Below are 649 nucleotides of genomic sequence, written 5' to 3'. Positions count from 1 at the left end.
GCTGCTGGACGCCAAGATCGCCTCCACCCTGCGCGTGTACTCGCAGAGCCACCAGCGCGAGCAGGCGTTCAAGCTGCTGCAGCAACAGACCGAACTGATGCCGACCCTGGTCGATCGCCTGCAGGCGATGATGACGACCATCGAGCAGCACAGCGTCGCCGCGAACGAGCGCCAGCTGGCCAGCCAGGAAGCCTTCCACGCGCGCACCGAAGCGAGCTACACCCGCCTCGCCGCCTCCGTCGAAACGTCGCTGAAGGACAGCGTGAGCGAGAGCGCCCGCGCCGCCTCGTCCGCCTTGCAGCCCATCATGGCCGCCACCATGGACGGCATCGCGCGCGAAACCGCGGCGCTGCACGATCAGGTGAACCAGGCCGTGCAGCAGCAGCTGCAGGCGGTCACGCGTGGCATGGAGACGACCACCGCGACGGTCGCCGAGCTATGGCGTTCCGCCCTCGCCGAACATCGCGGCACGAACGAAGCGCTGACCCACGACCTGCGCGGCACGCTGCAGCAATTCACCGACACCTTCGAGCAGCGCTCGACCGGCCTGCTGGACCATGTCTCCGCCCGCCTGGACGCCACCACCGGCAATGTCACCGATGCCTGGAAGCAGGCGCTGTCGCAGCAGCAGGACGCCAACGGCGAACTG

Annotated in this window: 1 protein-coding gene; it reads left to right on the top strand. The window is 68.4% G+C overall.

What is annotated here, in order from left to right; all coding sequences use genetic code 11:
• The coding region (locus tag Y882_RS18310; protein WP_046973393.1) for a DUF802 domain-containing protein at nt 1–649 on the top strand (649 nt) is incomplete at both ends.

Origin of the sequence: Dyella japonica DSM 16301 (assembly GCF_001010355.1) — a bacterium.
Lineage (GTDB): Bacteria > Pseudomonadota > Gammaproteobacteria > Xanthomonadales > Rhodanobacteraceae > Dyella > Dyella japonica.
This window is presented reverse-complemented; position numbering and strand designations above follow the sequence as displayed.